This window comes from Nocardioides sp., from assembly GCF_051876515.1.
Classification (GTDB): domain Bacteria; phylum Actinomycetota; class Actinomycetes; order Propionibacteriales; family Nocardioidaceae; genus Nocardioides.
Window position 1 is genome coordinate 1 of the sequence record NZ_JBJEHY010000169.1, and the last position, 8,228, is coordinate 8,228.

The 8,228-nt window shown below is 70.9% G+C and carries 10 protein-coding genes; 7 read left to right on the forward strand and 3 right to left on the reverse strand.

The genetic code is table 11. The annotated features are described in order from the left end of the window. The first annotated feature begins 59 nt into the window (after positions 1-59). Positions 60-635, forward strand: coding sequence for a C40 family peptidase (locus ACI379_RS12760; protein ID WP_439792466.1), 576 nt, complete (start codon positions 60-62; stop codon positions 633-635). A 174-nt stretch (positions 636-809) separates the two neighbouring features. Further along, a complete protein-coding gene (locus ACI379_RS12765) occupies positions 810-1,802 on the forward strand; it encodes a DUF3048 domain-containing protein (protein ID WP_439792467.1) in 993 nt (330 codons plus the stop codon). An 88-nt stretch (positions 1,803-1,890) separates the two neighbouring features. Here the strand turns inward: ACI379_RS12765 and ACI379_RS12770 are convergent, their stop codons facing one another. Beyond that, the gene (locus tag ACI379_RS12770; protein ID WP_439792468.1) at positions 1,891-2,565 is read right to left on the reverse strand and encodes a TetR/AcrR family transcriptional regulator; all 675 of its coding nucleotides are present in this window, start codon (positions 2,563-2,565) and stop codon (positions 1,891-1,893) included. A gap of 291 nt (positions 2,566-2,856) precedes the next feature. Here ACI379_RS12770 and ACI379_RS12775 point away from each other — a divergent pair, with 291 nt between their 5' ends. From ACI379_RS12775 to ACI379_RS12785, 3 genes are all read left to right on the forward strand, one after another. Next, a complete protein-coding gene (locus ACI379_RS12775) occupies positions 2,857-3,435 on the forward strand; it encodes a YqgE/AlgH family protein (RefSeq protein ID WP_439792469.1) in 579 nt (192 codons plus the stop codon). Between the two features lie 114 nt (positions 3,436-3,549). Beyond that, positions 3,550-3,825 (forward strand): DUF3039 domain-containing protein, encoded by a 276-nt coding sequence (locus ACI379_RS12780; RefSeq protein ID WP_439792470.1) that lies wholly within the window; start codon positions 3,550-3,552, stop codon positions 3,823-3,825. After that, entirely contained in the window at positions 3,822-5,594 is a 1,773-nt protein-coding gene (locus tag ACI379_RS12785; RefSeq protein WP_439792471.1) for a DEAD/DEAH box helicase, read from the forward strand. The genes ACI379_RS12780 and ACI379_RS12785 overlap by 4 nt, the downstream gene beginning before the upstream one ends. Before the next feature lie 4 nt (positions 5,595-5,598). Here the strand turns inward: ACI379_RS12785 and ACI379_RS12790 are convergent, their stop codons facing one another. Then, the gene (locus tag ACI379_RS12790) at positions 5,599-6,099 is read right to left on the reverse strand and encodes a winged helix-turn-helix transcriptional regulator (protein WP_439792472.1); all 501 of its coding nucleotides are present in this window, start codon (positions 6,097-6,099) and stop codon (positions 5,599-5,601) included. 59 nt (positions 6,100-6,158) lie between these two features. Here ACI379_RS12790 and ACI379_RS12795 point away from each other — a divergent pair, with 59 nt between their 5' ends. Next, entirely contained in the window at positions 6,159-6,620 is a 462-nt protein-coding gene (locus ACI379_RS12795; protein ID WP_439792473.1) for a PaaI family thioesterase, read from the forward strand. 22 nt (positions 6,621-6,642) lie between these two features. Here ACI379_RS12795 and ACI379_RS12800 read toward each other — a convergent pair whose 3' ends face one another. Further along, complete coding sequence (locus ACI379_RS12800; protein ID WP_439792474.1) at positions 6,643-7,107, reverse strand: Lrp/AsnC family transcriptional regulator; 465 nt, start codon at positions 7,105-7,107, stop codon at positions 6,643-6,645. Positions 7,108-7,188: 81 nt separating this feature from the next. Here ACI379_RS12800 and hppD point away from each other — a divergent pair. Further along, positions 7,189-8,228 (forward strand): 4-hydroxyphenylpyruvate dioxygenase (hppD, locus tag ACI379_RS12805; RefSeq protein WP_439792475.1); only part of this gene is annotated, 1,040 nt, incomplete at its 3' end.

Here is an 8,228-nt window from a genome sequence, read left to right on the forward strand (position 1 = left end):
AGCACTTTCCAGCTCCAACCCGACAGCTCACCTCACAGGCGTGGGAAAGGAACACACTCATGCCTGCGATCCGTCGCGCCGCGCACTCGTGCGCGCTCGTCCTGGTGGCCGTGGCCACCCTCCTCGTGCCCGCTCTGGGCACCGCCACCGCCCATGCCTCCGAGCCCTCCACCGACCTGCTCGCCTCCGGCGCCGGCGAGGTCGACACCATCCCGACCACCTCCAAGACCAAGGTGCACCGGGTCACCGCCAAGGAGCGGGTCAACCGCAAGGTCCTGGCAGCCGTCAAGGTCGCCAAGCGCCAGCGCGGTGACGCCTACCGGTACGGCGCCGCCGGCCCGGACGCCTTCGACTGCTCCGGCCTCATCTACTACAGCTACCGCAAGGCCGGTCTCGGCGTGCCGCGCACGTCGGGCTCCCAGGCGGGCCACGTGCGCCGTGTCGCCAAGAAGAACCTGCGCGTGGGGGACCTGATGTTCTTCCACAGCGGTGGCAGCGTCTACCACGCCGGCATCTTCATGGGCCGTACGAAGGGCGGCGTGCAGATGCTGCACGCCCCCAGCACCGGCCGCAGCGTCACGATCGAGAAGCCCTGGACCAGCAGCTGGTTCGGCGGCACCCTGCGCCGCCGCTGACCTCTGCGGCGCCCCCGGGACCGACGTCCACGGCGCGCGGTGATTGTTGAGTGTTCGCCTCGACATTCCCCGCGCGCCTGCGTCGTTCCTTGGGGACAGCGCGCAACACTGTGTGCTGGCGCCGGGTCCCACCGGTCGCCGACTCATCCGTACCACCGTCAAACTGGAGCAATCGTGCGTCGACTGCGTCTGAGCATCGTCACCCTGGCCATCTCTTCCCTCATGCTCGCCGGCTGTGGTGGTTCCGAGGACCCCGAGCCGAAGGCCGAGCCGACCGAGACCGCCACCTCCGAGCCCGCCGAGCCGGCGCTGTGGCCCCTGACTGGCCTCGAGCGTGACGGCAAGGCGCCCAAGCACCCCGTCCTGGTGGTCAAGATCGACAACACCAGCGGCAGCTCTCCCCAGGTGGGTCTCAGCAAGGCCGACATGGTGGTCGAGGAGCTCGTCGAGGGCGGCTACACGCGCCTGGCGACCTTCTTCTACTCCGAGGTTCCCGAGGAGGTCGGCCCGGTCCGCTCCATGCGTGCCAGCGACATCGGCATCGTCCCGCCGGGCGCCACCGTGGTCACCAGCGGCGCCGCCCAGGTCACCCTGGACCGGGTCCGCGGGGCAGGCATCCCGTGGGTCACCGAGGGCGACGAGGGCGTCTACCGGGCCTCGGGCCGCTACGCGCCGTACAACCTCTTCGCGAGCCTGACCACGATCGCCAAGGGGCAGAAGGCCGGCGACGAGCCGCCGCTGTACCTCCCCTTCGGCTCCGCCGACGAGCTGCCCAAGGGCGCCAAGGCGACCACGATCGCGGCCGGCTTCGGCAACCACGTGACCAACTGGACCTTCAGCAAGGGCACGTACGAGAACTCCAACTCGTTCGCCGCCGACGGCGACCACTTCGTGCCGGAGTCGGTCCTGGTGATGCGGGTCGACGTCAAGGACGCCGGCTACCGCGACCCGTCGGGCTCCTTCGTGCCCGAGTCCGTCTTCGAGGGCACCAACGACGCGGTCCTCTTCCACGACGGCCGCGCGGTCCAGGGCACCTGGACCAAGAAGGGCCTGGACGGCGAGATCACCCTGAAGACCAAGAAGGGCGAGGACCTCGTGGTCCCCGCCGGCAAGGTCTGGATCGAGCTGGTGCCGACCGGCACCGGCAACGTCACCTGGGGCAAGTGACGCCCTGACCACGTGACAGCGGGGCCGGGACGGATGATCCGTCCCGGCCCCGCTGTGTCGTTCGTACGCTCCGCCCGCGCCGCGACCCTCAGATGCGGTGGTCGGGGAGGGTCTCCTCCTTCTCGGCCAGCTCGCGCAGGCCCAGGAGGATGAACGCGACGGCGGCCTCGGCGCGCTTGGCCGCGGCCTCCGGCTCGTCGCTGGCGGCGATCGAGATGCCGGCCGCCGACAGGGCGCCGTAGAAGATGCGCCCGAAGGTGTCGATCATCTCGTCGTCGATCTCCCACGTGCCCGGGCCCGCGGCCAGCACGGAGTGGATGATGCCGACCACGATGCCGAAGGTGGAGCGCTCCTCCTCCTGGCGGAACCGGTCGGTGCCGAGAACCGAGGGGCCGTCCTGCATGACGACGCGGCGGTACAGCGGGCTCTGCAGGACGTCGAGGAACGCGCGGAGACCGGCCTGCGCCATCTCCCACGGCTCGGTGATGCCGGACATCGCCTCGCTGACCTGCTCGGCCGCGGCCTGCTCGAGCCGTTCGAAGACGGCCTCGAAGAGCGCCTGCTTGCTGCTGAAGTGGTGGTACAGCGCGCCCTTGGTGACGTCGGCCCCGGAGACGATGGCGTCCAGGGAGGTGGCGGCGTACCCCTGCTGGCTGAAGAGGTCCTGCGCGACGTCGACCAGCGACGCGCGCGTCAGTGCCGAGAAGTGGCGCTGGTTGGACCGGGGGCGCTCGTCGGTGGCAGGCGTCGTGGGTGCGTCCATGGGTGCAGCCTAGTGCGGGCCCTGCCGGGGGCGTGCATGTGCCGCGTCTCACGCGTGCGCGGGCTTGGGGATGCACCGAGCGCTCGCTTAGTTTGGTCTTGAACGATCCGCGGACCTGATCCGCGATCGTCTCTCCCCGAACGACCTCGCTCAGCGCATGCGACTCCTCCCACTTTGTCGCCTCATCCCTCCCCCCTTTGAGCCGCTGAGGGAGGTCGTTCCACGTCCGGGGCCAGGCCGCTTTCGCGGCGAACGGTGCCCGGCAACGGGAGCGGAGCGCATGATGGAGTCATGAGCTCTGCCGAGAAGCGGGGGACCAGACCAGGTCCGGGCACGCTGCTGCTGGCCACCGCCGACCTGCTGGACCCGAACTTCGCCGACACCGTCGTCCTGCTCCTCGAGGTCAACGACGACGGGGCGCTCGGTGTCGTGCTCAACCGGCCCTCCGGGATCGACGTGGTCGACGTCCTGGAGTCGTGGCGCCCGTGCGTGGGGGAGCCGGGCGTGCTCTTCCGGGGCGGGCCGGTGAGCACCGACGGTGTGATCGGGCTGGGCCTGCTGGGCGAGGCCGAGCAGGCGCCTCTGGGGTGGCAGCCCCTGGTGGGGAACCTGGGCGTCGTCGACCTGGACGCGCCCGGCGACCTGGTGATGGACGCGCTGAGCCAGATGCGGGTCTACGTCGGGTACGCCGGATGGGGCGCCGACCAGCTCGTGCGTGAGATCGAGGAGGGGAGCTGGCACGTCGTCGCCTCGCAGCCGGGCGACTGGTTCCGCGCCGACACCTCCGACCTGTGGCGCGAGGTGATGCGGCGGCAGCCCGGGATGTTGGCGTGGCACACGACCAGGCCGTCGGACCCGGACCTGAACTGAGTGGGTCCCGCCTGGGTGGGTCCGGGCCGGGTGGGCCGGAACTGGGCGTGAGAGGAGTTCGCCACACCGCGCGCGGGTCGGTTTCTCGGCCTGGTGCGGCTAGGCTGGGGGATCATGAGCACCATCGGTTTCTCGCCCGGCACCCAGACAGTCGAAGACCGTCAGACCCTGCCTGTCGACGATGGTGACCACGAGCGCTTCTCGCACTACGTCCCCAAGGACAAGCTGACCGAGGCGATGGTCCAGGGCACCCCCGTGATCGCGCTCTGCGGCAAGGTGTGGGTGCCGAGCCGGGCGCCCGAGAAGTACCCCGTGTGCCCCGAGTGCAAGGAAGTGCTCGACTCGATCAATCCCCGCGGAGGCTCGGGGGACCAGGGCTCTGACGCGTGAGCGCGCGGCCTGACGCGCCGCTGCCTCCCGCCTGGCCCGCACGGGCCGCGTGGGGGACTGCGCCCTCACTGAGGGCGTGGCAGCAGGCCGCGATGGACAAGTACGTCGCCACGAACCCGCGCGACTTCCTGGCCGTGGCGACCCCGGGTGCCGGCAAGACCACGTTCGCGCTGACCGTGGCGGCCGACCTGCTCAACCGGCGCGTCATCGACCGGATCACCGTGGTGGCGCCCACCGAGCACCTCAAGGTCCAGTGGGCCGAGGCCGCGGCCCGCGCCGGGATCCCGATCGACCCGACGTACTCGGCCGGACAGGGCAAGACCTCCAAGGAGTTCATCGGCATCGCCGTGACGTACGCCGGCGTCGCGGTCAACCCGTTGGCGATGCGGATCCGTACGGAGAACTTCAAGACCCTGGTGATCCTGGACGAGATCCACCACGCCGGCGACGCGCTCTCGTGGGGCGAGGGCGTCTCCGAGGCGTTCGGCCCGGCGACGCGCCGCCTGGCGCTGACCGGGACGCCGTTCCGCTCGGACGTGAACCCGATCCCGTTCGTCACCTACGCCCCGGGCGACGACGGCATCCCGCGCTCGATCGCCGACTACACCTACGGCTACGGCCACGCGCTGGCCGACCACGTCGTGCGTCCCGTGCTCTTCATGGCGTACTCGGGCGAGATGCAGTGGCGCACCCGCGCCGGGGACGAGATCACCGCGCGCCTCGGCGAGCCGCTGACCAAGGACATGTACGCCCAGGCGTTGCGCACGGCGCTGGACCCGCAGGGGTCGTGGATCCCGGCGGTGCTGGAGGCGGCCGACAAGCGCTTGGCAGAGGTACGCCGGCACGTCCCCGACGCCGGTGGTCTGGTGATCGCCAGCGACCAGGAGTCGGCGCGGGCGTACGCGGGTGCGTTGAAGCGGATCACGGGCGAGTCGCCCACCGTCGTCCTCTCCGACGAGAAGGGCGCGTCGAAGAAGATCAAGGACTTCTCCAGCGGTGACAAGCGCTGGATGGTGGCGGTCCGGATGGTCTCCGAGGGCGTCGACGTGCCGCGTCTCGCCGTCGGGGTGTGGGCCACCACGACCTCGACGCCGCTGTTCTTCGCCCAGGCCGTGGGCCGCTTCGTGCGCGCCCGGAACCGCGGCGAGACGGCCTCGGTCTTCCTGCCGTCGGTGCCCAACCTGCTGGGCTTCGCCTCCGACATGGAGACGCAGCGCGACCACGTGCTGGGCCGCAGGATCACCGACGAGGACGACATCTTCGCCGCCGAGGACGCCCTGATGGCCCAGGCCAACGCGGCCGAGGCCGCCTCCGGCGAGCTGGAGCTCTCGTTCGAGGCGCTGGGTTCGACGGCCTCCTTCGACCGGGTCCTCTACGACGGTGGCGAGTTCGGCCACTCCGGCGAGGTGCACGTGGGGTCCGAGGAGGAGATGGACTTCCTCGGCATCCCCGGGCTGCTGGAGCCCGACCAGGTGCGCGACCTGCTGCACTCGCGCCAGACCGAGCGGGCCAAGAAGCAGAAGGCGGCCAACCCGCGCCCCGAGGTGAGCGTGGCGGAGCTGACCACGCACGAGCAGCTCGGCGTCCTGCGGCGCGAGCTCAACGGGCTCGTGGCGGCCTGGTTCCACCGCACCGGACAGCCGCACGGGGTGACCCACTCCGCGTTGCGCAAGGAGTGCGGGGGACCGCCGGCCGCGGTGGCCACGGCAGAGCAGCTGCGGATGCGGATCGACCGCATCCGGGACTGGTCGACGCGGCAGACGTCCTGACCCGTCAGGCCTCGCGCAGGTGGACCCCCGGCCCGGGGGCGGGGACGACGTCGCGGACGTCGTCGACCGGGTGGCCCGCCTCGCAGGCCAGCCGTGCGTGGACCTGCGCGTCGCAGTCGCGGTGCACGAACGTGATGGGCGGGCCCTCGGGGTCGGCGAGGTAGCGGTCGCCCCAGTCGGCCACGGCCACCAGCACGCCGTACAGGTCGAACCCCTTGTCGGTCAGCCGGTACTCGTGGCGGGGGCGGCTCCCGGGCTCCTGGTAGGCGACCTTGTGCAGCACCCCCTGCTCGACGAGGAGGGCGAGCCGGCTGGTGAGCACCTGCCGGTTGATGCCGGTGCGGACCCGCATGTCCTCGAAGCGTCGGATGCCGTTGAAGACCTCGCGCAGCACGACGAAGGTCCAGCGCTCGCCCAGGACGCCCATCGCCCGGCCGATGGTGCAGTTGTCGGCGGAGAACGCCAGAGCGGCGGGGCGGGGGACGGGGAGGTCGGCCGTGGGCATGCTCACAGCGTAGCTGAGTTCGGTTGACAGACTCAGCGACACGGAGGCAGGCTGAGTCCATGACGCAGACCCAGGATGCCGTGGACGCCACCCCCGAGCTGGACGGCTACGCCCAGCTCATGCTGATGGCCGACGGCGTGATCCCGCCGGCCCCCATCGCCGTCACCCTGGGCATGGACGAGTTCATCGTGGAGCGCGGTTCCGTCACCGTCACCCTGACCCCGAGCCGGGAGCGGCACTACAACCCGATCGGCTCCGTGCACGGCGGCGTCATCTCCACCCTGCTCGACACCGCCGCCGCCTGCTCGGTGCACTCCACGCTCGCGGAGGGGGAGGGGTACACGTCGCTCGACCTCACCGTGAAGTTCCTGCGGACCGTCACCGAGGAGTCCGGGCAGCTGCGCTGCGTGGGCCGTGTGATCCAGCGCGGGCGGCGTACGGCCCTGGCCGAGGCCCAGCTGTTCGACGCCGCCGGCAAGCTCGTCGCGCACGCCACGTCGAGCTGCATGATCTTCTCCTGACGCCTGGCCGGGGCGAGGGGGTTCAGGTTCCCGTCGCGGCCCGGACCAGCGGCAGCGTACGGAACCCCACCTGCTCGGCCAGCGCGATCACGGTGGTGCTGCGCTCGATCAGCGGGCAGGCCAGGACCAGGTCGATGACGCGCTGGAGGTCGGCGTTGGAGGTGGCGACCACGCGCACCCACATGTCGCCGGCGCCGGTGATGGTGTGGGCCTCCAGCGCCTCCGGGATCGAGGCCAGGTGGGTGGCGACCTCGTCGTGCCCGGCTCCGTGCCGGATCTCCAGGGTCAGGAACCCCGTCACCGGGTAGCCGAGCGCGGCCGGCGACACGTCCGGGCCCCACCCGGTCACGACCTCCTCGGCCTGCAGCCGGTCGAGGCGGGCCTGGACGGTGCCGCGCGCGACGCCGAGGCGGCGTGAGGCCTCGAGCACCCCGATCCTCGGCTCGACGGTGAACAGGGCGAGCAATCTGCCGTCCAACTCGTCCATGTTGGCGCCTCTCGGTGTGCAGTGTGTACAGCCTGAGCCGCCACTGTTGCACACACTGTCGGTGGGACACAGGGTTGGCGTGTGACTGCCACCACACATTCAGAGGATTCGAAGGACGCGCTCACCAGCGGGGTGCTCACCGAGGGCGAGGTGCGGGCCGACCTGAGCGTCGACCAGCTGCGCCAGCTCGTCGGTCTCGTCGAGTACGACGCGTCGGCCGACCCGTTCCCCGTGACGGCGATGGACGCGGTGTGCTTCGTCGTCGGCAACGCCACGCAGACCGCGCAGTTCTACCAGCTGGCGTTCGGCATGGAGCTGGAGGCGTACCGCGGCCCCGAGACCGGGCACCGCGACTCCAAGGCGTACGTCCTGCGCTCCGGCTCGGCGCGCTTCGTCTTCGTCGGCGGGGTCACCCCCGACAGTCCCGTGCTGGAGCACCATCGCAAGCACGGGGACGGGGTGGTCGACCTGGCCCTCGAGGTGCCCGACGTGGACCGCTGCATCGAGCACGCCCGGGCCATGGGCGCCGAGATCGTCGACGAGCCGTACGACATCAGTGACGAGCACGGCACCGTGCGCCGCGCCTCGATCGCGACGTACGGGGACACCCTGCACACGCTGGTGGACCGGTCGCGCTACACGGGGCCGTACCTGCCCGGCTTCGTCGCCCGCACCGGAACGGTGGCGCGGCGCGAGGGCCACCCCCGGCGCCTCTTCCAGGCGATCGACCACTGCGTCGGCAACGTCGAGCTCGGCCGGATGGACGAGTGGGTGGAGTTCTACAACCGCGTCATGGGCTTCACCAACATGGCCGAGTTCATCGGCGACGACATCGCCACCGACTACTCCGCCCTGATGAGCAAGGTGGTCGCCAGCGGCAACCACCGCGTGAAGTTCCCGCTCAACGAGCCGGCCGTGGCCCGCAAGAAGTCCCAGATCGACGAGTACCTGGAGTTCTACGACGGCGCGGGCTGCCAGCACATCGCGCTGGCCACCTCCGACATCCTGACCAGCGTCGACATCCTGCGCGCCAACGGGGTGGAGTTCCTCGACACCCCCGACTCGTACTACGACGACCCGGAGCTGCGCGCCCGCATCGGCGAGGTGCGCGTGCCGATCGA